Source organism: Streptomyces tricolor (assembly GCF_002155905.1).
GTDB lineage: Bacteria > Actinomycetota > Actinomycetes > Streptomycetales > Streptomycetaceae > Streptomyces > Streptomyces tricolor.
Genome location: NZ_MUMF01000403.1, coordinates 1 through 22,012, shown reverse-complemented (window position 1 = coordinate 22,012; position 22,012 = coordinate 1). Strand labels below are relative to the sequence as shown.

The 22,012-nt window shown below is 71.1% G+C and carries 20 protein-coding genes; 11 read left to right on the top strand and 9 right to left on the bottom strand.

What is annotated here, in order from left to right; translation table 11 throughout:
* Positions 1-115: 115 nt before the first annotated feature.
* The 4 genes from CCN44_RS27050 to CCN44_RS27035 are packed head-to-tail and all read left to right on the top strand — an operon-like array spanning position 116 to position 4,550.
* Positions 116-1,354, top strand: coding sequence for an ABC transporter substrate-binding protein (locus CCN44_RS27050; RefSeq protein ID WP_086700317.1), 1,239 nt, complete (start codon positions 116-118; stop codon positions 1,352-1,354).
* Between the two features lie 11 nt (positions 1,355-1,365).
* Positions 1,366-2,304 carry a carbohydrate ABC transporter permease gene (locus CCN44_RS27045; protein ID WP_086700314.1) on the top strand — a complete coding sequence of 313 codons (939 nt, stop codon included), beginning with the start codon at positions 1,366-1,368 and terminating at the stop codon, positions 2,302-2,304.
* A 6-nt stretch (positions 2,305-2,310) separates the two neighbouring features.
* The gene (locus CCN44_RS27040) at positions 2,311-3,144 is read left to right on the top strand and encodes a carbohydrate ABC transporter permease (RefSeq protein ID WP_059255789.1); all 834 of its coding nucleotides are present in this window, start codon (positions 2,311-2,313) and stop codon (positions 3,142-3,144) included.
* A gap of 17 nt (positions 3,145-3,161) precedes the next feature.
* Positions 3,162-4,550 (top strand): GH1 family beta-glucosidase, encoded by a 1,389-nt coding sequence (locus tag CCN44_RS27035; protein WP_086700310.1) that lies wholly within the window; start codon positions 3,162-3,164, stop codon positions 4,548-4,550.
* A gap of 48 nt (positions 4,551-4,598) precedes the next feature.
* On the opposite strand, the gene CCN44_RS27030 is transcribed toward CCN44_RS27035, so the two are convergent.
* Complete coding sequence (locus CCN44_RS27030) at positions 4,599-5,612, bottom strand: AraC-like ligand-binding domain-containing protein (RefSeq protein WP_223283665.1); 1,014 nt, start codon at positions 5,610-5,612, stop codon at positions 4,599-4,601.
* Between the two features lie 183 nt (positions 5,613-5,795).
* On the opposite strand from CCN44_RS27030, the gene CCN44_RS27025 reads away from it, so the two are divergent.
* Both CCN44_RS27025 and CCN44_RS27020 read left to right on the top strand, forming a co-directional pair.
* On the top strand, positions 5,796-6,161 hold the full coding sequence (locus CCN44_RS27025) for a hypothetical protein (protein ID WP_059255785.1): 366 nt from the start codon (positions 5,796-5,798) through the stop codon (positions 6,159-6,161).
* Positions 6,162-6,315: 154 nt separating this feature from the next.
* Positions 6,316-7,545, top strand: a complete 1,230-nt coding sequence (locus tag CCN44_RS27020) for a cytochrome P450 family protein (protein ID WP_086700307.1) — start codon at positions 6,316-6,318, stop codon at positions 7,543-7,545.
* A gap of 57 nt (positions 7,546-7,602) precedes the next feature.
* Here CCN44_RS27020 and CCN44_RS27015 read toward each other — a convergent pair whose 3' ends face one another.
* The 3 genes from CCN44_RS27015 to CCN44_RS27005 form a co-directional block, all read right to left on the bottom strand.
* The gene (locus tag CCN44_RS27015) at positions 7,603-8,877 is read right to left on the bottom strand and encodes a geranylgeranyl reductase family protein (protein ID WP_059255781.1); all 1,275 of its coding nucleotides are present in this window, start codon (positions 8,875-8,877) and stop codon (positions 7,603-7,605) included.
* A 145-nt stretch (positions 8,878-9,022) separates the two neighbouring features.
* Entirely contained in the window at positions 9,023-9,997 is a 975-nt protein-coding gene (locus CCN44_RS27010) for a polyprenyl synthetase family protein (protein WP_086700304.1), read from the bottom strand.
* Positions 9,961-10,908 carry a phytoene/squalene synthase family protein gene (locus CCN44_RS27005; protein WP_158103154.1) on the bottom strand — a complete coding sequence of 316 codons (948 nt, stop codon included), beginning with the start codon at positions 10,906-10,908 and terminating at the stop codon, positions 9,961-9,963. Before CCN44_RS27005 ends, CCN44_RS27010 begins: the two co-directional genes overlap by 37 nt.
* 350 nt (positions 10,909-11,258) lie before the next feature.
* Between CCN44_RS27005 and CCN44_RS27000 the strand changes: the two genes are divergently transcribed.
* Both CCN44_RS27000 and CCN44_RS26995 read left to right on the top strand, forming a co-directional pair.
* Positions 11,259-11,867, top strand: a complete 609-nt coding sequence (locus tag CCN44_RS27000) for an ABC transporter ATP-binding protein (RefSeq protein ID WP_086700299.1) — start codon at positions 11,259-11,261, stop codon at positions 11,865-11,867.
* The gene (locus CCN44_RS26995) at positions 11,864-12,772 is read left to right on the top strand and encodes an ABC transporter permease (protein ID WP_237481582.1); all 909 of its coding nucleotides are present in this window, start codon (positions 11,864-11,866) and stop codon (positions 12,770-12,772) included. Before CCN44_RS27000 ends, CCN44_RS26995 begins: the two co-directional genes overlap by 4 nt.
* A 330-nt stretch (positions 12,773-13,102) precedes the next feature.
* Here the strand turns inward: CCN44_RS26995 and CCN44_RS26985 are convergent, their stop codons facing one another.
* From CCN44_RS26985 to CCN44_RS26965, 5 genes are all read right to left on the bottom strand, one after another.
* Positions 13,103-13,567: a DUF2199 domain-containing protein gene (locus CCN44_RS26985; protein WP_237481586.1), complete on the bottom strand. Its 465-nt coding sequence runs from the start codon at positions 13,565-13,567 to the stop codon at positions 13,103-13,105.
* A gap of 121 nt (positions 13,568-13,688) precedes the next feature.
* Entirely contained in the window at positions 13,689-13,874 is a 186-nt protein-coding gene (locus CCN44_RS26980) for a hypothetical protein (RefSeq protein WP_237481579.1), read from the bottom strand.
* 101 nt (positions 13,875-13,975) lie between these two features.
* Entirely contained in the window at positions 13,976-14,170 is a 195-nt protein-coding gene (locus CCN44_RS26975) for a hypothetical protein (protein WP_059255769.1), read from the bottom strand.
* 91 nt (positions 14,171-14,261) lie between these two features.
* Positions 14,262-16,502, bottom strand: a complete 2,241-nt coding sequence (locus tag CCN44_RS26970) for a glycoside hydrolase family 9 protein (RefSeq protein WP_059255768.1) — start codon at positions 16,500-16,502, stop codon at positions 14,262-14,264.
* A 721-nt stretch (positions 16,503-17,223) separates the two neighbouring features.
* Entirely contained in the window at positions 17,224-18,045 is an 822-nt protein-coding gene (locus tag CCN44_RS26965) for a MerR family transcriptional regulator (protein WP_086700293.1), read from the bottom strand.
* A gap of 333 nt (positions 18,046-18,378) precedes the next feature.
* Between CCN44_RS26965 and ctaD the strand changes: the two genes are divergently transcribed.
* From ctaD to CCN44_RS26945, 3 genes are all read left to right on the top strand, one after another.
* Positions 18,379-20,025 carry an aa3-type cytochrome oxidase subunit I gene (ctaD, locus tag CCN44_RS26960; RefSeq protein WP_086700329.1) on the top strand — a complete coding sequence of 549 codons (1,647 nt, stop codon included), beginning with the start codon at positions 18,379-18,381 and terminating at the stop codon, positions 20,023-20,025.
* 3 nt (positions 20,026-20,028) lie between these two features.
* On the top strand, positions 20,029-20,601 hold the full coding sequence (locus tag CCN44_RS26955; protein WP_086700290.1) for a hypothetical protein: 573 nt from the start codon (positions 20,029-20,031) through the stop codon (positions 20,599-20,601).
* Positions 20,602-21,391: 790 nt separating this feature from the next.
* A partial coding sequence (locus CCN44_RS26945) for an MmyB family transcriptional regulator (protein ID WP_086700326.1) occupies positions 21,392-22,012 on the top strand: 621 nt, incomplete at its 3' end.

The following is a 22,012-nucleotide window of genomic DNA, read 5'->3' as shown; positions in this document are numbered from 1 at the left end:
GCACGGACGGACAAGACGCGGGTCTGGCGCCGGGCTCGCGCATGGCGTATTAGTCATGCCAATAAACAAACGCGTCCGGCATCGTCGCTGGACAGTACGACAGCAAGGGCCGCGCATGTCGAAGCGCTTCAATAGACGCTCCCGCAGTGCCGTGATATCAGTCGCAGCCGTCTCCGTCCTGGTCGCCGGGGCGGCCCTGACCGGCTGCGGCCGGCAGCGCGACAGCTCCGTCTACACGGTGCTGAACTCATCGACCGACGAGACGTACCACCGCTGGGACGCACAGGCGATGGCCCGCTGCGGCGAGCGGCTGGGCGTCACCGTCGAGCAGCAGAGCGTGCCGGCGGCGCAGGTGATGACGAAGGCCCTGCGCATGGCGTCCTCGAAGTCGCTGCCCGACATCGTGCAGTTCGATGCCTCGGAGATGCCGACGTTCGCCGAGGCCGGCGGGCTGATCGACCTCAGGACGCTCGGACTGGGCACCGAGGACGTCCCGCGGGGCATCGTCAACTTCGGCTCGTACCGGGGGACGTACTACGGCGCCGCCCGGTCGGTCAACACACTCGCGCTCTTCTACAACAAGGACATCCTCCGCCAGGCCGGCCTGAAGGTGCCCGCCACCTGGGCCGAACTGCGCGAGACGGCGAAGAAGCTGACGCGGGGCAAGCGGTACGGCCTGGCGCTCAGCGCGGGCGGCGCCGAGGACGGCGTCTTCCAGTTCACCCCGTTCATGTGGTCCAACGGCGGGGACGAAACCCGGCTCGACGGGCCCGAAGTGGTCCAGGCGCTCGACTACTGGAAGAGTCTGCTGCGGGACGGCTCGCTGTCGAAGTCGACGGTGGGCTGGACGCAGGCAGACGTCAACGACCAGTTCATGGCGGGCAACGCAGCAATGATGATCAACGGCCCGTGGCAGGTCGAGACCCTGAACACCAAGAAGTCACTGCACTGGGGCATCGCGCGGATCCCGGTGCCGAAGGCCGGCGACCCGTCCGTGGGCCCGCTGGGCGGTGCCGTGCTGACCGTGCCGAACACCGGTGACGAGCGGCGCGAGCGGATGGCGGGGAAGATCGTCGCCTGCCTGTCCAGCGAGCGGGAGCAACTGACCTACGCGCTCAACAGCTGGATGGTCCCGGCCAACGAGAAGGCCGCCGCCGTCTGGCGCGAGCGGGTGCCGGAGCTGGACGCGCTGGCCGACCAGGTGGCCGCGGCCCGGTCCCGCACAGCCAAGCTCGGCGCCGGCTGGCCGCAGGTGTCACTCGCCCTCCAGAGTGCCTTCCAGGCCGCCCTGACCGGCCAGTCCAGCCAGGCCGCCCTCCAGCGCGCCCAGCAGCGGGCCACGAGCGGGAACTGAGGTACGCGCAGATGACCACGTCCACCGTCACCGCATCCGGCGCGGTCCCCGAGGCCGGCGCACCGGTTCCCGGCCGGCTGCGCCGCCGGCTGGCCCGGTGGGGGTTCGTCGCCCCCGCGGTCCTCTTCATGCTGCTGTTCTTCGGCTACCCGCTCGTCCGCAACGTCGTGATGAGCTTCCAGCACTACACACCGGAGACGTTCTTCACCGGCGAGGCCCCCCTCAACGGCTTCGACAACTGGTCGACGGTCTTCCAGGACGACGTGTTCGGCAAGGCGCTGTGGCACACGCTCGTCTTCACCGCGGGCTCGCTGCTCGGACAGTTCTGCATCGGCCTCGCCCTCGCCGTCTTCTTCACCCGGAAGTTCCCGCTCAACGGCGTCCTGCGCTCGCTGATCCTGCTGCCCTGGCTGGTGCCCATGGTCGTCTCCGGCATCGTCTGGCGGCGCATCCTCGACCAGGACACGGGTGTCCTGAACTCCTTCCTCGACACGCTCGGCCTCGGCGGTCACACTCCCTGGCTGACCGATCCCCACATGGCCCTGCTGTCGGTCATCCTGGTCAACATCTGGATCGGCATACCGTTCAACATGGTCATCCTGTACGGCGGCCTGCAAGAGGTCCCCCGCGAGCTGTACGAGGCAGCCGCCCTGGACGGCGCCTCCGCCTGGCGCACGTTCCGCTCCATCACCCTGCCGGTGCTCCGGCCCGTCATCACGGTCGTCCTCGTCCTGGGCTTCATGTCGACGGTCAAGATCCTCGACCTGATCCTGGCCCTCACCGACGGCGGCCCCGCCGACGCGACCCAGACCCTGGGCACGCTCACGTACCAGAACTCCTTCGTACGGCTGGACTTCGGGGCGGGCGCCGTCGTCGGCAACGTACTCATCCTGATCTCCGCCGTGTTCGCGGTGTTCTACCTGCGGGCCAACCGCACCGAGGGGAAGTGACCGGGAATGGCCGCTGAGAACGCGACCCCCCGCGCGGACAGGCGCCGTTGGGGCTCCACGGCCGCCGCCGTGCTCGTCCTGGGCGTGATGCTGTTCCCGCTGTACTGGATGCTCAACACCGCGCTCCAGCCCGAGGCCGGGCTGCTAGAGGTCGATCCCGTGCCGCACCGCCCGGACCTGTCCGGGTTCGCCAAGGCACTCGACGACCAGGGCGGACACCTGCTGACGTCGCTGGTGGTCTCCCTCGGCGCGGTCGTGATCTGCCTGGTGATCGCGGCCCCGGCCGCGTACGGGCTGGCGCGGTTCCGGCTGCGCGGCACCCGCACCCTCGTGTTCGGCACGCTGATCACGCAGATGGTGCCGGGGATCGTCATCGCCAACGCGCTGTACACCTCGTACGTCGATCTGGGCCTGGTCAACTCCTACGCGGGCCTGATGCTCGCCGACGCCTCGCTGGGCATCCCCTTCTCGATCGTGCTGATGCGGTCGTTCATGGTGTCCGTCCCCGCCGAGGTCATCGAGGCCGCGCAGATGGACGGGGCGGGGCGGCTGCGCACCTTCCTCCAGGTCGTGCTGCCGATGAGCCGCAACTCCCTGATCACCTCGGGCCTGTTCGCGTTCCTGTTCGCCTGGAGCGACTTCATGTTCGCCCTCACCCTCAACACCACCGACGACGTCAAGCCGATCACGCTGGGCATCTACCAGTACATCGGCGCGCACGTCGGCGACTGGGGCTCGGTGATGGCCGCGTCCGTGCTGTCCGCGATCCCCGCCGCGATCCTGCTCGTCCTCGCGCAGAAGTACATCGCCGCCGGCATCACCGGCGGTTCCGTCAAGTGACCCCCGGAGCACCGCACATGACCGAGTCCAGGGCCTTCCCGCGCTTCCCCGCCGGCTTCGTCTTCGGCGCCGCCACCGCCTCCTACCAGATCGAGGGCGCGGCCCGCGAGGACGGCCGCGGCCCGTCGATCTGGGACACCTACAGCCACACCCCCGGCCTGGTCGCGAACGGCGACACCGGTGACATCGCCTGCGACCACTACCACCGCTACCCCGAGGACGTGACGCTGCTGCGGGAGCTGGGCGTGGACTCCTACCGGTTCTCGATCGCCTGGCCGCGGATCGTGCCCGACGGCTCGGGACCGGTGAACCCCAAGGGCCTGGACTTCTACGCACGGCTCGTCGACGAACTGCTCGCGGCGGGCATCGAACCGGCCGCCACGCTCTACCACTGGGACCTGCCGCAAGCCTTGGAGGACCGCGGCGGCTGGCGGGTCAGGGAGACCGCCGAGCGGTTCGCCGAGTACACGGCCGTCGTCGCCGGACACCTCGCCGACCGGGTGCCGCGCTGGATCACCCTGAACGAGCCGTGGTGCAGCGCCTTCCTCGGCTACTCCGTCGGCCGTCACGCCCCCGGCGCCCGTGAGGGCCGGGGTGCGCTCGCCGCCGCCCACCACCTGCTGGTCGGGCACGGACGGGCGGTCGAGGCGCTCCGGGCGGCCGGGGTGCGCGAGGCCGGCATCACCCTCAACCTCGACCGCAACCTGCCCGCCACCGGCTCCGCCGCCGACCGGGCCGCCGTCGTCCGCGCGGACACCCAGCACAACCTGGTGTGGACCGAACCCCTCCTCGCCGGCCGCTACCCGCACACCGAGGAGGAGACCTGGGGCGAACTGATCACCGGCCAGGACTTCCGCCGCGACGGGGACCTGGCACTGATCGGTCAGCCGCTGGACTTCCTCGGCATCAACTACTACCGGCCGATCGTGGTCGCCGACGCACCGCACCGGGAGCCCGACCCCGCACTGCGGACGGCGACGGACAACCGGTACGCGGAGGTCCGGCTGGCGGGAGCGCGGCACACCGCGATGGACTGGCCGGTCGTCCCGGACAGCTTCACCGACCTGCTGGTGGCACTGAAGGAGCGGTACGGCGACGCGCTGCCGCCGATCCACATCACGGAGAACGGCTCCGCCGAGCACGACGAGGTGAGCCCGGACGGGGCGGTGCACGACCGCGACCGGGTCGCCTACCTGCGCGACCACCTCACCGCGCTGAAGGCCGCACTGGACGCGGGCGTGGACGTGCGCGGCTACTACGTCTGGTCCCTGCTGGACAACTTCGAATGGGCCTTCGGCTACGGCAAACGGTTCGGGATCGTCCGGGTCGACTACGACACCCAGCGGCGGACGCCGAAGGACAGCTACCACTGGTACCGCGCGATGATCGCCGCCCAGCGGGACTGACCGTGTCCGAGGGGCACGGCCGCCGTGCCCCCGCCCCGCGCACGCCGTTCACACCGACGGACCTGCCTGTGCCCACAGACTCCGGTACTCGGTGGGGGTCGTCCCGGTCGCGGTCCGGAAGGCACGGGTGAAGTCGGAGGCCCGCGGGAAGCCCCAGCGGGCACCGATCGCGCCGACGGGTGTCGTGCGGAGCAGCGGGTCCGCCAGATCCCGTCGGCAGCGGGCGATCCGCTCCTGGCGGATGAAACCGCTCACCGTGGTTCCGTGCGCCTGGAAGACACGGTGCAGGTAGCGCGCGGAGATGCTGTGCGCCGCCGCGACCGAGGCCGGTGCCAGGCCGGGGTCGTCCAGGTGCCGGCTGATGAACGCGGTGATCTGCTGGAACAGCGCGGCCGTGCGGCTCTCCGGGGGCAGCGCGGACGTACGGTCGGCGTAGCGGGCGATGACCGCGGCGGCGAGGTCCACGACGATCGTGCCGAGCCTCTGCCGGTCCGGCCCGCTGAGATCGGATCCCGCCTGCGCCAGGCCGAGCAGCGTCTGCCGGAAGACGTACCCGACGCCTTCGGTCGCTCCCAGGGCCGTCCCGCACAGCGGAGCGACCACATGATCGGGCAGCGGCAGGAGGCTGCGCGGGAACTGGACCACCAGGGAACCGCAACGGCCCGGACCGCCGGCCGACGCCTCGAAGGGCCGGGAGCTGTCGTACAGGACCATCTCACCGGGTTCCAGGACCGTGTTGTGCCGCGCCTGCTCTATGCCCTGCCGCCCCGAGGTGATGACGGCGACCTGGTACAGCTCGGGATCCGACGCGCGGATCAGCCGCGCCGAACGGTAGGAGACCAGCTGCGCGTACGACATCGCCGACAGTTGCACCGGCCCCAGCGTGACGGCCCGTATGCGGGCCCCGAAGTGCGCCGGGTCGGGAAACCGGAAGCGGGTCGTCACCAAGGCCAGCGCGGTGGTCTCGGCCCAGGCGGCCGTCCTCTCGGCGGGCGGCAGGCAGGTGGTGTCCAGGACGGTCATCATGACGCTCTTCCCCGTGGTGTCACTGGTGTTGCTCATGGTCATCCAGCACTGTCGGCCCCCTGTGCTGCCGACGGAAGACGCTTCCGCGTCAATCGGCGTGTGCGCTGCGTGCCAAACACTGTGCGCCCTGTGCTCACGACACCGCGGGCGGGGAGCGGGCAGGCTCGGAACGCACCGCCGCTGACCGGGCGGTGCTGCCACGAAACGGGAGGATCCCTCATGCGGACGTCACACAAGGTCGGCCTGGCCACCGCCGCCGCGATGCTCGGCCTGGCCGGCATGCTCGCCCCCGCCGCCACTGCTCAGCCCCGGGTCACGGCGGCTCCGTCCGACTGCCCGAAGTACTACTTCTGCGGCTACAAGAAGGCGAACTTCAAGGAGCTGGCCTTCAAGTTCAAGGACTGTTACGTCCAGGAGATCCCCGACGGCCTGAACAGCGGCGGGTCCTGGTACAACAACCAGTCGGCCGGGACGCAGGCCCGCATGCTCGACAAGAACAAGAGGGTCATCTACACCACCCCGGGCGCTCCCTCCTCGGACCCGTCGGGTGACTGGGGGCCCGTCTGGTACGTCGACGCCTGCTGAGCCGGGGCGCGGAACAGCCGGCCGGGACCCGCGCGGTCCCGGCCGGATCGCGGCGTGGCCGGCCGCTCGGCGCGCCACACCCGAACAATCTGGGAACATGCCCCTGAGGTGCCGGAAAAGGGGCACATGTGGTCGATGCCTGCCGGGAGGCACGATGAGCCAGCAGCCAGTCCTTCTCCCTTACGCCGACCCAGCCTTCGTGGCGGATCCCTTCCCGCTCTACCGACGGCTGCGCGAGGACAGCCCGGTGCGGCGCGTGGTCATCGCCGGCGGCCTGGACGCCTGGCTGGTCACACGGTACGAGGACGCGCTCGCCGCCCTGTCCGACCCGCGGCTGAGCAGCGACGTCCGTGACGCCTCGGACCCGCGCCTCATCGCGCAGCTGCCCGAGTTCGAGCGGGAGTCGATGCTGAGCACCATGCTGCGCGCCGACCCGCCCGACCACACCCGGCTGCGCCGCCTGGTGTCCAAGGCCTTCACCGCACGCCGGGTCGCCGAGCTGGAGCCCCGGATCCAGGAGATCACCGACCGGCTGCTCGACGCGGTGGTGCCGGCCGGCCGGGCCGATCTCGTGGCGGACTTCGCGCTGCCGCTGCCGGTCACCGTCATCTGCGAGCTGCTCGGCGTGCCGGTGGAGGACCGGCACGACTTCCAGCGGTGGACCGACGCCATGCTCCTGCGCGGGCAGGAGCTGCCCGACCCGGCCGTCGTCGACGAGGCATGGCGGCGGATGCGCGCGTACGTGACGGCGCTGATGGAAGCGAAGCGCGCCCACCCGGAAGACGATCTCCTCAGCGCGCTGATCAGCGCCCATGACGAGGAACAGCGGCTGAGCCACGACGAGCTGATCGCCATGACCTTCCTGCTGCTGGTGGCCGGATACGTCACGACGGTCAACCTGATCGGCGGCGGCATCGCCGCACTCCTCGCCCACCCGGACCAGCTGGCCCTCCTGCGGGACCGCCCGGAACTGCTACCCGACGCGATCGAGGAGTTCCTCCGCTACGACGGCCCGGTCAGCCCGGGTATCGCCCGGTTCGCCCGCGAGGACGTCGAGATCGCGGGCGTGGCCGTCCCGCGCGGCGCGACCGTGGTGATCGCGTCCGCGATCGCCGACCGCGATCCGGCCCGCTTCCCCGAACCCGACCGGCTGGACATCACCCGGCGCGACAACGGCCACCTGGCCTTCGGGCACGGCATCCACTACTGCCTGGGTGCGCCACTGGCCCGGCTGGAGGGCCGGATCGCCATCGGAACGGTCCTGCGCCGCCTCCCGGACCTCGCCCTGGCCGTGCCGCCGGCGGAGCTGCCCTGGCGCCCCGGCGGCCTGCGCGGCCCGGCCCGCCTTCCGGTCGCCTTCACCCCGGGCGGCCGGGCTGACTGACCGCCCCTTGCCGGAAGCGTGAGCGCAGCCCCGGCACCGGTCCGGGGCACGGGGTGGTCAGGGGGCGGGCGTGGCCTTGAGCACGGCGCTCATGACCCGGTCGGCGGCGTCGTTGCTGCGGGGGTCGATCAGGTTGCACCACAGTTTGAACATCATGCGGGCGACCGCCGGGCGGCGCAGGCTGTGGGCGGTGACGAACTTCATGAGGTGGGGGTTGCCGAGGGCCTGGACGACGAGGCGGCCGAGGGTGAAGTAGCCGCCGAAGGCGTCCTTGAGGAGCTGCGGGTAGGCGTTCAGGGCGCGTTCGCACTGGCTCGCGGTGGACCGGGCGAGGGCCTGGACGATGACTTCGGCGCTGAAGCGGCCGGATTCCATCGCGTAGTCGATGCCTTCGCCGCTGAGCGGGTTGATCAGGCCCGCGGCGTCACCGGCCAGGAGCACGCCGCGGGTGTACTGCGGCGTGCGGCTCATGCCGCCGGGAAGAGCGTGGCCGCGGACGGCGGTGGTGGCGTGGTCCTCGTCGATCTGCCGCTCTTCGGGCAGCCGGGCGGTCCAGTCCCGCAGCAGCGCGCGGTGGTCGATGTCGGGGCGCCGGTGGACGGAGACCGTGCCGACCCCGACGTTCCACATGCCGTTGCCCACCGGGAAGAGCCATCCGTACCCGTACAGCATGGAACGGCGACCGGACGAGGCGGGATCCTGCAGGTCGAGCCAGCATTCGAGGTAGTCGTCGCTCGTGCGGTCGGTGGCGTAGTAACGGCGCACCGCGACGCCCATGGTGCGGTCCTTGCGCTGCTGCAGCCCCATCCGCACGGCCACCCGGCTGGAGGCGCCGTCCGCGGCGACCACCAAGCGCGCCCCGTAACGGTGTTCCACGCCGTCGCGCCGGGCGACGACGCCTCGGGCGTGACCGGTGCGCTCGTCCAGCAGGATGTCGGTGACGTTGGTGCCCTCGTGCAGGCGGGCGCCGGCCGCCTGTGCCCGCGCGGCCAGGAGATGGTCGAAATCCTGCCGGGTGCGCACCAGCCCGAAGCCGGGATAGCCGGTGATGTCGGGCCAGTCCATCTCGACCCGCAGCCCCGCGCCGCAGGCGCGCAGTCCACGGCTGCGCACCCAGCCGGATCCCCGCACGTCGACACCCATGGTGAGCAGCTCTTTGACGGCTCGCGGGGTGAGCCCGTCACCGCAGATCTTGTCCCGGGGGAAGCGCGCCTTCTCCAGCAGCAGCACATCCAGCCCCGCTTGGGCCAGGTAGAAGGCCGTGGTGGAGCCGGCTGGACCGGCACCGACCACGATGACATCAGCGGTCTCCTCGGCCTGGGTGGAGCTCATCTGATTCCCTTTCCTGTGCTCAAGGGGGCCTTGAGACGGACGACAGGCTGGTCGGTGGTGGCCGAGGCGGGGTCGGGTCAGGAGCGCGAGGCGATCGGCGCACGCTGCTCGGTCGGGGCGAGACTCCGCGGTCGGGTGGCGAGGGCTATCGGTGGCGGTCGACGGCGGAGTCGGCGAGCCGGGCGAGGCGTTCGGTGGACGGCAGGCCGTCGAGGGCCTCGCGTGCCCGGGCGACGCAGCGGTGCGCCTGCCGGGTCGCCTCGGCGATGGCACCGGTCCGCGTCAGCACGTCGAGCAGGTCGCGATGGGCGGTGGCGGGGTCGGCGTCGCCGTGGAAGACCCTGGTGAGCAGGCGGCGGTCGGGCTCGCCCGCGGACTCGTAGGCGAGCAGGACGGGGAGGGTCGGCTGCCGGTTCGCGACGTCGCTGGTGGCGCGCTTGCCGGTGATCCGGTCCTGGGCGGTGTAGGGCAGCAGGTCGTCCCGGATCTGGAACGCGGTGCCGAGCAGCTCGCCGTACTGGCGCAGGGCTTCGGCTTGTTCCGGTGTCGCCGCGGCGAGGATCGCGCCGGCCTGGCAGGCGGCACCGGTCAGTGCGGCGGTCTTGCCGCGGATCACCTCCAGCACGGCCGACCGACCGCAGGACAGGTCCTCGCGGATCGTCGTCTCCAGCATGCTGGCGCGGCACATGGCGTGCATCGCCTCGGCGACTGCCCGGGACGCTTCCAGGACCGGACCGGCCGGGCCGGTGCGGAGCATGGCCACCCACCCGGCGGTGAACAGCCCGTCTCCCGCCAGGAGTGCTTCGGCGAGGCCGAATCGCTCAGCGGTGGAGGCCCGCCCGCGGCGCATCGGGTCCTGGTCGACGATGTCGTCGTGGACGAGGCTGGCCACGTGCAGGCATTCGATGGCCGCCGCGAAGGAGAGCACCGGCTCGGCTCGGCCGCCGACCGCGCGCGCCGATTCGATGCACAACGTGGGCCGCAGGAGCTTGCCCGTGGGGAACAGAGCATCCAGACATGCCATTTCCAGCAGATCTTCGCCGCTGCCCACGAGGCGGGCCAGTTCGGCTTCGACGAGCGGGATCAACGTGCGGGGTGCCTGGGTGGCGGTAGCGGGCATGCAGGGCCTTTCGTGTCGGGCAGGGGGACGGCAGCACGCCACTCGCTCTGCCACACCTCGACCAGTGCGGAGACGGGCGGGCGCACGGAATGGTGCAGCAGGTCGGCGTCCGCGGCGCGCACGAGGTCGACGAGGAGTGTGCAGTGGCGGCTCATGGCGCGGGCCCACGAGCCGGCCGGACTGGGCTCCAGGGCACGGACCAGCTCGGGGAGCCGGTGCTGGACGCGATCGGCCTCGAACGCGATGAGTGCGGCGGTGGCCGGAGTCCAGCGCCTGGCCAGGAAGTCCGGGACGCGGACGCCGAACCGGTCGAAATCCTCCGCCGGCAGCCACAGCCGCCCCTCGGTCAGGTCGTCGGCCAGGTCGCAGAGCACGTCGGTCATCTGGAACAGTTCGCCCAGCTCACGCACCAGGGGCTCCCATGAGCCGACGGTGCCGGAATGCAGGACCAGCATCAGCACGACGGTCGGGGTACCGCAGATGCCGTTCGCCCAGCGCCGCCAGTCCTCATAGGTGGCGGGCTGGGGCCGGCCGATCTCGCTGCGCATGGCGTCGAAGCCGCGTTGCAGGAGTGAGCTGGGCAGGTCGAAGGTGCGGAAGGTGTGTGCCAGGGCGTGCAGGACCGGGTCGGTGCTGCCTGACTTGAGCGCCGCGAGGCTGGCCCGGTGGTACTCGTCCAGGCGACGCAGCCGTTCCTCGACAGGCCCGGTGTCGCTGTGCGCGTCAGCCGTCCACCCATGAGCGATCAGCGCCGCGGTGTACGGCCGGAGCGCCGCGGGTGCCGCGCGCAGCCCCCACCAGCCGGCACGCCCCTCATCGCAGGTGTGGAGCCGCCGGACGCACGCGGTGTAGCACTGCCGCAGCACCGGGTCGTGAATCCCCGCCTCGTCCAGCCACCGCCGTACCAGCACCTCAAGGTCCTCCCCGCCACTCGACTCCGTCCGCATACGGATGACCCGTCACCGAACGCATTCCGCGTCCGAGGCGTCCGGGCACCGATGCTCAGGACCGGACGATGCGGACGGGCGGGCAGGAGTGCGCCGGCCGTGTGTGCCTGCGGGAGAACGGGAGGGCCGGGGAGCACACGGCCGGGGAGAAGTCGATCACGCGGCCAACCTACGAGCCCCGGGCCCCGCACCGTCGCAGCGGCGTGCGCAAACCCTTCTAACGAATGACATGCGCCGCACCTCACTGACGGGCAGTGACCTGCGGCTACTCGCAGCAGTTGTGGCTCTGGCAGCTTCGGCACGGGAAGGGCGCGATGGACGTCAGGAACCTGCACCACGCCTATGGTCGCCATGCCGTCCTGCGCGGCGTCACCCTGCGACTGCCCCCGGGGACCCTGGCGGGGATCGTCGGGGAGAACGGAGCGGGCAAGACGACCCTGCTGAAGATCCTCTCGGGCGAACTGTCCCCCGACCGCGGCACGGTCCACCACGACGGAGGATTCGGATACTGCCCGCAGGCCGCCACTCTCCACGACGCACTCACCGTCCGTCAGCATCTGGAGTACTTCAAAGTCGCCTACGGCCTGAGCGACCTGAGGCGAGCCGAAGAGGTCATGGAAGTGCTCCGGTTCAGTGAGTACGCCGACGAACGGGCCGGAGTCCTGAGCGGTGGAACCCGGCAGAAACTGAACCTCACCCTGGCTCTGATGCACGATCCGCGTGTGCTGCTGCTCGACGAGCCGTACCAGGGCTTCGACTGGGAGACCTACCAGCGGTTCTGGGATCTCGCCGCCCGGCTCCGCGAGAACGGCCGTTCGGTCCTCGTGGTCTCCCACCTCGCCTACGACGCCGAACGCCTCGACGTGTTGTGGCGGCTGGACGACGGCACCCTCTACGAACAGTCCACGGAACCCGCCGCATGACCCACCCCACGGCCGTACGCCGCCACCGCACCCTGTTCCTGACCGCGGCCCGCTACGCGCTGATCGAGCACCTGCGCAACCGCTTCGCGATGGTCCTCATCGCTCTGTTCATCCCCGTATGGACCGCACTGGCCTTCTGGTCCATCCCGACCACCCCCACCCGGTTCCGACTGCGTGCGACCGGCCGGCTGCTCACCCCGCACGGCAATCAGCTCACCGAGATCACCGGCGCCCTCAACGCCGTGACCCTGATCATCGGCTTCATGATGTTCGCGGCCTCGTTCAGCGACGGCCCCTTCGACCGCCGGCTGGCTCTGGCCGGCTACCCCCGCACCCACCTCGTCCTCGCCAAACTCAGCTCCCTGGTGCTGGCCTCCGCTGTCGTGGCCGCCTACGCGACCGCTCTGACCTGCACCCTCTGGTCCCCCCAGCAGCCCCTGTTGCTCGCCGCCGCCCTCTTCGGCGCCGGCATCACCTACGGCGCCCTGGGGGTGGCCTTCGGCTCGTTGCTGCGCCGTGAAGTCGAGGGCATGTTCGCCATCGTGATGACCAGCGTCATCGACCTCGCTCTGCAGAACCCCCTCTACAGCTCTGGCTCCGACAGCATCGCCGTGCGGTACCTCCCCTCCTACGGAGCGATGCAAGCCGCCACCGGCGCCGGGTTCGCCAGCACGCCGCTGCCGAAGTACCTCGCCGTCCAGGCGGGCTGGTTCACCGCTGCGGCGTTCGTCGGCCTTGTCGCCTTCCACTTCCGGACCCGGAACTCCCTCACCGACGCACGGCGTCCGCGCACTGCTCCGACCGGCGGCATCTCGACCGAGGCGCCTCAGCCCGACCTCACCGCACCCTCACCGCGGTGCGGGCGGAAGCGTGCACGTGCGCGGGAACTCGGCCCCGGCTCCTGACGGATCCATGAACCCGTAGGCCATGGACACCGGCAGTGCCCGGCCGGGAACGACCAGCCCGCTGCCGTCGAGCCCTCGGGACAGCCGGCGTCCTGGGATGCGCGGGCTGCCCTCGTAGAAGGGGGCCGGCGGCGGGCGAGGCCGCCCCAGCGGTCCTGGAAGGCCGTGGCCCGGTCGATCTCCGCCGCGGGGACGCCGTGGGCGAGCCATGCGACGCGGTGGCGTCGGATGTCCTGCCGGGGGACACGGACGCCGTCCGCCTCGACGAACCTGCCCCGCGGCTCAGGCCGGCGGGCGCGAGCGGGAGGGGCGACGTGGAGGTGCCGGCCGTCACCGCTCCTCGCCGCTGCCGGAGTGGAGGACGGCCACCGCGATCTCGCGCACGCGGTCCTGAGTGATCCCCGTGCGCTGTTCGACGGCGAGGGGATGGTCGGTGGGCTCCAGCTCGACGTAGGGGCGTTCACCGACCGGGCGGGTGTGGACGCGGGTCTTGAGGTTGAGGGTCGTGGGGGAGTAGACCGGCAGGTCGGTGGTGAGCCAGCCGAAGTACGGCTCCTCGTTCTCGCGGCCGGGCGTGTCCCACCGGTCCGCCGCCCGGGCGAAGTTCTCGCGGCTGAGCGAGACCCAGACGCCCCAGGAGAACACGTCGTCGCCGCCGATGACCGGTATCTCGATCAAGCCCTTGACGAAGTGGTGCTGCCCGCGGACCACGCACTGGTCCGACGTGAGCAGGCAGTCGTCGGCGCCGGCGAAGGACGGATCCCACACGGCCGGGGCCGCGGCCGTGTAGTTCATCGGCGGCTCGGGGTGGCGGGCGCCGCAGCGTGTGCAGTTGAATCCGTGAGCACTGTTCATGGTGCGGGAGCGTAGCGGCGGGCTCCGTCGCCGCTTCGGGCGGGACAGGTCGTCGAGAGCGTCAGCGCCGGGACGCTCCGAGTGTCCGGTCGGCCGTCTCGAAGTGGTGTTCCGTCGGCTTCAGCACGTCGTAGAGGTGGCCGAAGTACGCCGTCTGCGCCGTTCTTGTGAGCACTGCCAGCAGGAAGGCGAGGCACCCCATGTCATGGTGCTCCCGCCGGGGGCCGCGCCCCTCGTTGTAGAGCACGGTCACTCGTCGGGCCGCCGGCCGGGCCGCACCAGCCAGTACAGGAACGCCCCCGTGCCCTCCTCGAACGCCCACGGCAGGACCCGGCGCCCGCGCTTCCCCTAGGCAGCCGCCCCCGCCCACAGGTGTGCCATCATCTCGTTCCGCTCCGTCGCCTGCGCCTCCGCTCCCTCCCGCAGCGCCCGGTGGCGCGCTGTGCCGGCGGCGGCCGCCTCGCGCATGAGCGCCTTCATCGGCGTACCGCGCTCCTTGGCGATCTGCCGCAGGCCCTCCGGCTCGCGATGGCTGAACTCCATATCGAGGGCTGGCGGTACCGCTCGGGTACTGGCCCGTAAGTGTCCCCAGGGCAGTGCGGTACCCGAGCGGTGCCTCAGGCGTGCCGGGCGGTCACCCCTGATCGGCCGCGAAGGAGGCCATGCGGGCGAGGGCCGCGTTCCAGTTGATCGCGGTCTCGTTGGTCGACCAGGACTGGATGTCGTCGATGTAGCAGAACTGGCCGACGCAGCCCGTGAGCTTGGACTGGGCGTACGGGTCCTGGATGCTCGAGTTGGGACCGCCGGCGAGGGTGCCGGACGGCGGGTTCGGCAGGGTGGGGTCGAGCTGGTGGGCGTACCAGCGGCTGTGCTGGTTGTGGGAGCTGACCTCGCCGTAGCCGGTGACGTAGGACATGTTCAGGGCATTGCGCCCGAGGACGTAGTCCATGCCCTGCAGCGCCCCGTCGCGGTACTTGGCGGCGCCGGTGAGGTCGTAGGCGCTGGCGAGGACCACGCCGTTGTTGAGGACCTGATGGCTGGAGCCCCAGTCGTAGCGGTTACCGGCGGGGGCGTACGGCATGCCGTAGGGGTGGGCGGTCAGCGTGGCGAGGTAGGTGTCGGCGGCCTTGATCACCGAGCGGCGCACCTGGTCGCGGCCGGGCAGCCGGCTGGGCACGAGGGCGAGGTCGAGCCGGCCGGCGGCGGCCGTGTGGCCCCAGTCGAAGCCGGTCGGGCCGAAGATGTCCGCGGTGTGCACCGGGGAGTCGAGCACATGGTCGGCGAACTGCCGCTCACCCGTGGTCAGGTAGAGCTCGGCCGCGGCCCAGTAGAACTCGTCGGTGACGTCGTCGTCGTTGTAGGCGCCGCCTCCGGTGCCGTCATTGGGGTCGGCGAGGAGGTCGGGGTGGGCGAGAGCGGCCTGCCAGGCCGTGCGGGCGGCCGTCAGCGCCCGCGCGGCGAACGCCTTGTCGAAGGGCCGGTACAGCCGGGCGGCCTGGGCGGCCGTCGCGGCCAGGTTGAGGGTCGCCGCGGTGGTCGGCGGGTGCAGCTCCCGCTTCTGCGGGTCCTGGTCGGGCAGCAGGGGCAGACCGGTCCACTGCTCGTCGTGGAGCTTGTGGTGGGCCATCCCGGCCAGCGGCTGCCCGGCGGGCACCTGCATCTTCAGCAGGAACTCCAGCTCCCAGCGGGCCTCGTCGAGGACGTCCGGCACCTTGTTGCCACTCTCGGGCAGCGCGAGGGTGCCGTCGCCGAGGGCGGCCGGGTGGCCGGTGCGGGCCGTCAGCGACCGCTCGTAGGTGCTCAGCAGTTCCCAGGTGGCGATGCCGCCGTTCACGACGTACTTGCCGTGGTCGCCGGCGTCGTACCAGCCGCCGGTGACGTCGAGGGTGTAGTCGCACACGCCCGGCTGGCAGGGGACGTTCGCGTCGCCTTGGTTGGGGGCGACGTTCAGGTGGCCGGCCGCGCGGCCGTAGCCGGGCCGCAGGTCGTCGCGGATCGCGATGCCGCTGCGCTGCGTGTAGTAGTACTTCACGGAGTCCAGCCGCAGGCGGCGGTAGGCCGCCGCGTCGATGTCGAACGGGTGGCTGGTCTCGCCGTCGGCGACGAGGGTGTAGCCGGTGCCGCGCCCGCGGTAGGAGCCGAAGTCGATCGAGTGGACGTTCTGCCCGGAGGAGGCGTCCACGCCGCGCGGCACGGTGAGGCCCCGGGCGACCGTCGTGCCCTGGGCGTTCCTCAGCTGCCAGGGCAGCCGGGCGGTGGCGTCGGTGACGAGGGTGGCGTTCTTCGGCCCGGCGGGCAGGTAGGCGACCTGGTTGACGCGCACCCGGGGTCCGGTGTCCGGCTCGTAGACTTCCGGGGGCACCCCGCCGAGCAGGGAGACGTCGTCCACGCAGAACCGCCAGGCGTCGGTGCTGCCGCCGACCTGGAAGGCGACCTGCCCCTGGGTGGTGTCGACAGGCGCGGTGAAGGTGTAGGAGTACGAACCGTCGGCCTCGGTGAGCACCGGGCTCGCCTCCTGCCAGGTGTCGTACGGCGACACGGCCAAGCCCACGACCGCCCGCACGACGTGCCCCTCGGGGATGCCGGAGGCGTGGAAGGAGAACCGGTACGTCTCCCCCTTCACCAGCGTGATGTCGTTCTGCCCGATCGCGGAGTCCCAGCGGTTGGTGGTGCCGCCGGGCACGTCCGCGCACAGCCGGCCGTCGCTCAGGCCCGCGGTGACGTTGCTGGTCCACCAGGGGTCGGTGGTGGTGTCGAAGGTGCCGTTCCTGACCTGCTCGACCTCCTCGGCACCGGCCTGTTGCACGGGCAGCGCGGTCAGCGCCGTGCCCAGCAGGGCGGTGAGGGTCAGCACGGCGGTTGTGCGTCGTTTCACGTCTGGGCTCCTCGGGACGTGCGGGTGCGCCAGGTGCGTGGGAGCGCTCCCAAAACTCGGACGCGAGACATGCTTGCTGCGCGCATGACACCCCGTCAACGGTCCGGACGCGACGGATTTGGACCCAGTGAAGCCTTCCCGGATCGTCGCAGGCGGTTTCTCCCCCAGCCGGCCCCTGTGGGCCGGCTGTCGCGCTCAGGTGCCCGCCGGCGTGCTCAAGGGCCGACTGCGGCGCTCAGTCACAGAGGCGGACGAGAGTATCGAGAGAGCACGGCCCACAGCGTATTCGATTCCTGTTCGTTGCATTTCGGTCGAATGCGCGGCGCCTCCGGCTCCCTCACCTTGGCTGTCCGGAGTGGCCGTGGCTCACCGGCCGGTGGAGCGACGTGCGCGTACAGGCCGCGCCCGACCGGGAGCGGAGGCGGCGCTGGTCCTCGTCCGGCAGGGGCGTCCGTGGTCCGACTGACCGACGGTGACGAGGAGTCACGCACTCGGGGTGCTCCGGCAGAACGGCGCGCACTGCGAGTGCGCACGCCTGGACGTCCAGGAGCGACTGGCCCGGGAGCCCGGACGCGAACCCGCGCCGTGAGGGCTTGTGACGGAGGGGCGGCCGACGCGCGGTGAGGTGGCTCGCCTGCGGCGGTCGTGCCGGCGCGAACCGGGGCCCCTCGGCACCTGACCGGCTCGGGGAGGTCACCGAACCGGCCAGGACCGCCGCGGCTCAGGGCTTGGCCACCGGTGCCTGGAGTTCGGTCACCCAGTCGTCGCGGTTCTCGGGGCACTCCAGGTTGATCTCCCGCGGGTATCCGGCCGACCGGTAGCCGTTGCCGTCGATCCAGCGGGCCAGGGCCTGCGCCGTGGGCAGGACCGCGTCCATCGAGCCGCGGTGCACGATCGTCGCCGCCTGGTCGACGGGTGGCAGGTCGAGCACCCGGAAGGCGCCGTCCTGAAGGGGCGCCGCGACCTGGACGGCGGCGTGGACGACGATCCTGCCGCCGCCCTCCGGCGCGTCCTCGTAGAAGGCGACACCGGGGCCCGTGGGCGTGACGCCCGCCGCGTCCAGGCGCCGGAACAGCTCGTCGTAGAGCGGTCCGATGACCGGGCCGATGTGCTCGGGCGCGAAGCTCGCGGCGGTCGCGGTGAGTTCCGCCACCCGGATCGCCGGGACGTTCTTGACGACGACGTCGTTCGTGGGCATGTGCCCCTCGCTCTCGATCGACCGGAGCCTCGCCTCGACCTGGACCAGCCGTGCCGCCGCGGCGGCCATGCCGGCCTCCAGCTCGGCCTGCCGCAGCCGCAGCATGCCGCGCAGTTCCTCGGTGCTGATCCTCTCGTCGACGATGTCCCGCACCTGCTGGAGGGTGAAACCGAGGTCCTTCAGGGCGATGACGCGGTTGAGGCGGCTCAGCTGGGCGGCCGTGTAGTACCGGTAGCCCGTGGCGGGGTCGACATGGGCCGGGCGCAGCAGTCCGGTCGCGTCGTAGTGACGCAGCATCCGGACCGAGACGCGGCCGTGCCGGGCGAAGTCTCCGATGGTGAACATGACGTCTCCGAGTCCAGCGCCTGACACGGTGTGAGGGTCAACAACCCGCCTCGCCCGGCTCGCGCGCGACCACGCCGGCGGTGCCGCGAGCACCGGCATGCGGAGTGAGGCCGGTCGACCCCGTCCGGCGCCGCCGATGGGGCCGTTGGACTCTATCGGGACCGGGGGGTCGGCCGACGATCATGTGTCGACGGCCGGGAAGAGCCCCTCCATGTCTCCCGTCGACGGCACTTCCCGGCCCGTCAGCGACGTGAGCACAGCGGAAGGACGGCGTCGGTGGACGAGGCGGAGATACAGCAGGTGGGAGCCGCGAGGCAGGAGGCCGCGGCCCCCGTGGCCGGGAACGCGGCCGCAGGCACGGAGCGAGCGGTGGGCAGAGCGTCGTGGGCGCAGTGGCTGACGACCACCGACCACAAGCGGATCGGGACGCTCTACCTGGTCACCGCCTTCGTGTTCTTCCTCGTCGGCGGCGTGATGGCGCTGCTGATGCGCGCCGAACTCGCCCGTCCCGGCCTCCAGGTCATGTCGAACGAGCAGTTCAACCAGGCGTTCACCATGCACGGTTCGATCATGCTGCTGATGTTCGCGATGCCGCTGTTCACCGGCTTCGCCAACTGGATCATGCCGTTGCAGATCGGCGCCCCGGACGTCGCCTTCCCCCGGCTGAACATGCTCGCCTACTGGCTCTTCCTGTTCGGCTCGTCGATCGCGGCGTTCGGCTTCCTCACCCCGGGCGGCGCCGCGGACTTCGGGTGGTTCCTGTACGCGCCGCTGTCCGACGCCGTCCACTCGCCGGGCCTGGGCGCCGACCTGTGGATCATGGGTGTGGCGCTGTCCGGCTTCGGCTCGATCGCGGGCGCGGTCAACTTCATCACGACGATCATCTGCATGCGGGCGCCGGGCATGACGATGTTCCGGATGTCGATCTTCACGTGGAACGTGCTGCTGACCTCGGTCCTGGTGCTGATCGTCTTCCCGGTGCTGGCGGCTGCCCTGTTCGCGCTGGAGTGCGACCGCAAGTTCGGCAGCCACGTCTTCGACTCGGCGGGCGGCGGCGCGCTGCTGTGGCAGCACCTGTTCTGGTTCTTCGGCCATCCCGAGGTGTACATCCTGGCCCTGCCGTTCTTCGGCATCGTCTCCGAGGTCGTCCCGGTGTTCTCCCGCAAGCCGATGTTCGGCTACATGGGACTGATCGGCGCGACCATCGCCATCGCCGGCCTGTCCGTGACCGTGTGGGCCCATCACATGTACGTCACCGGCGGTGTGCTGCTGCCGTTCTTCGCCTTCATGACCTTCCTGATCGCCGTCCCGACCGGCGTGAAGTTCTTCAACTGGATCGGCACGATGTGGAAGGGCTCCCTGAGCTTCGAGACGCCCATGCTGTGGACGACCGGGTTCCTCGTCACGTTCGTCTTCGGCGGCCTCACCGGGGTGATCCTCGCCTCGCCGCCGATGGACTTCCACCTGTCCGACTCGTACTTCGTCGTCGCCCACTTCCACTACACGGTGTTCGGTACGGTCGTGTACGCGATGTTCGCCGGCTTCCACTTCTGGTGGCCGAAGCTGACCGGCACGATGCTGGACGAACGCCTCGGCAAGATCACCTTCTGGACGCTGACGGCCGGCTTCCACCTCACCTTCCTCGTCCAGCACTGGCTGGGCGCCGAGGGCATGCCGCGCCGGTACGCCGATTACCTCGCCACGGACGGCTTCACGGTCCTCAACACCCTCTCCACGATCGGTTCGTTCCTGCTCGGCCTGTCGATCCTGCCGTTCCTCTACAACGTGTGGAAGACGGCCAAGTACGGCACCCCGGTCGGCGTGGACGACCCCTGGGGCTACGGCCGCTCCCTGGAGTGGGCCACGTCCTGCCCGCCCCCGCGCCACAACTTCCGTTCGCTGCCCCGGATCCGCTCCGAGTCCCCGGCGTTCGACCTGCACCACCCGGAGATCGCCGCACTCGACGAGGCGAGGAGGTAGACCGTGCCGTACGCCCTGCTCGCCCTCGGCACCGCGACGATGACCGTGTCCGGCTGCGTCTGGTACGTGCCGGCGCTCGCGGTCCTGCGCGCGGGGAAGGACCGGCCCGTGTCGCACCGCCGGGCGGCGGCGGCCTGCCTCACCGGGTGGAGCACGCCGGCGATGGCCGCCGTACTGCTGCTCCTGACCGAAGTGTGGTGGATACCGGCCGCCGCGGCCGTCACGGGCCTGCTCCTCGCAGCGGGCCTGCGGATCCGCGCCGCGGTGCTCCGGCGGACCGAGGCGCGGGAAGCCTCCCGCCACTGGGGGGAGCTGGGCCAGGGCCGGCCCCTGCCCGAGAGCGACCGGTCCCGGTACGTCGTAGCCGTCCTCGTGGGGACCGGGCTGGTGGCCGCCGCGGTCGTGGCGGTGGTCAGGGTGGCCGCGGGGCCTGGCGGCGCCGCGGCCTGGTTCTCGGCCGTCACCGTTCCCGGTGCCGTACTCGGGTTGTTCCTCACCCTGGCGGCGATGCACGCACGCATGCATCGGCGGCGCCTCCCGCTGGACGGTCCGCGGCCGGAGGACACCCACCCCTGAATTGGAGTGCTGCTGAGTGACCGCGACATCGGGAAGCCCGCGAGCCACTCTCTGCCGGGCATCGCCTCGCGGCCCTCTCGACCGGGGCTGCTGTGCACCGGCCACGCACATGCCGCCCACGCACACGCCGGCCGCGCGTACGACGGGAGCCTGCGGCTGTGGCAAAGGATGCGGTTGCCGCTGACGGCCTCGGTCCATGGCGGCGCGGATACGGGCGGCTGAGGGTGGGGGAGGGCGAAGGAGCGGTTCTCCGGCTGCTGGATCACGGCATCAGCGTCACGACGTGCTCGACGCCGCGCGGTTGACCAAGCCGTGGCACACCATGCCCGTGCGGGGCAGGGGTTGGGAGAGGTGTGGCCGTGGCGGGGGTCCGGCCGGTCGCCACGGTGGACGGTGGAACGGGACGGCCGGTGCCGAGGCCCCTGGGGTGGGGCGAGTGGGCACCGGCCGTGGCCTGGCTGCCGGGGAGGCCGGCCTGAGGTGCTCGCGGTGTCAGGTGCCGCGGCTGTGATTCCCGCGTACGGGAAACGGCACCGGAAACCGGTCGCAAACCCGACTCACCCCGGTCTCCCGCTCACAGATACCGGCCGGCGATTCACGCATGGCCGAACAGCACCTGCGAGGGGTGCACGAGGTCACTGATCACCGCACTGCCGATCGGCGAACCCCGCGACACTGAGCATGCAGCACACAATCAGTCGATATCTAGGGTCAATCTTTTACAGCAAAACCGCATGACACTAATTACACTGACCCGCAGTCAACACCAGCCTCGGGGGACCAGCCGCCAGTGAACCGCCAAGCACTGAAAAAGCTTCTCAAAGACCGCCGCGCACTCATATCCCCCGAAACCCACGGGCTGACCCGGCCCACCGGCCGAGGGCGCCGCGCCCCGGGCCTGTCCCAGGGTCAGGTCGACGAACTCCTCGGCTACTCCGACCGTACGTACCAGCGCCTCGAATCCGGGAACTATCCCAACCCTCCGGTCGACCTCCTCCGTGACGTCGCGCGCCTCTACGGCATGAACGAGCAGGAATGGATCAGCCTCTGCCGGTACGCCCGGGGCGAGGATCCGCCCGGTCCCCTCTACGACACCTCCGGCCATGCCGTCCCCGCGGCCTGGGCCGACGCCGTCGCCGGCATCACGCATCCCGCGTACGTCACCGACGCCTCCTGGAACCTCGTCACCTGCAACGACCGCTTCCACGCCCTGTTCGACGGCGGCAAGGCCCCGGCCAACACCATGCGGTGGATGCTCCTGGACGGACGCGACCAGCTCATCGACTGGTGCACGGCATGGGCGCCGCTGGTGATGCCGCAGTTGCAGGCCGCGCTCGCCCAGCGCCCCGAGGACAAGGTGCTCAGGCGGATCGAGGCCGAAGTCCTCGCCGACCCCCTCGCCCGGCCGCTC